Source organism: Thermorhabdus hydrogeniformans (assembly GCF_049310025.1).
GTDB lineage: Bacteria > Bacillota > Thermosediminibacteria > Thermosediminibacterales > Tepidanaerobacteraceae > JBJYKD01.
This window is the reverse complement of sequence record NZ_JBJYKD010000078.1, coordinates 1-620: the sequence shown is the minus strand read 5'-3', so window position 1 is coordinate 620 and position 620 is coordinate 1. Positions and strand designations below refer to the sequence as shown.

The following is a 620-nucleotide window of genomic DNA, read 5'->3' as shown; positions in this document are numbered from 1 at the left end:
CATTTTAACCCTCCATTCCGCCGCTACCGCTGGCGGCACAAATAGTAATGAAAAAAATGGTGCGCGGTTTTCACCACTCTGTTATTATTAGCTTGAGGAGAAGATACACTACAAAGCACGGTGAGGTGAGTCGTAGACTGCTCTTTGCGGCTTAAATCAGTATTTTAACCAGTGTAAGAACCATCTTTCAAGCACAAATAAGTGGTTCTATAAGACCGCAAGCTAATCATTGCTTTAGCTCTTTGTTAATTGTGTGATGGTTCAGTCAATGTCTTCCTCCTCAACTACTAATTTCAAAGGAGGTTGAACCATGAAAGTTGTATATCCTATTTGTTGTGGCGTCGATGTGCATAAGACCTTTCTCGTCGCCACAATCATTGCTTCAGAGGGGATAATTCCCCGTTACTCTAAAAAGAGGTTTTCAACTTTTAACAATTCCATTCTCAAGTTCAAGCAGTGGTTAATTGATAACAACTGCTATGATGTGTGTATGGAATCTACCGGGAAATATTGGGTTCCTATCTACAATCTTTTGGAAGATACTATTCGTATCACCATTGCCAACCCTAAATGGGTGAAGGCTGTAAAGGGAAACAAGGATGATACCAAAGATTCAAAGT

General features: G+C 40.2%; 1 protein-coding gene. It reads left to right on the top strand.

Annotated elements, in window-relative coordinates:
- Window positions 1–310 precede the first annotated feature (310 nt).
- A partial coding sequence (locus tag ACKX14_RS15540) for an IS110 family transposase (RefSeq protein ID WP_422449278.1) occupies window positions 311–620 on the top strand: 310 nt, incomplete at its 3' end.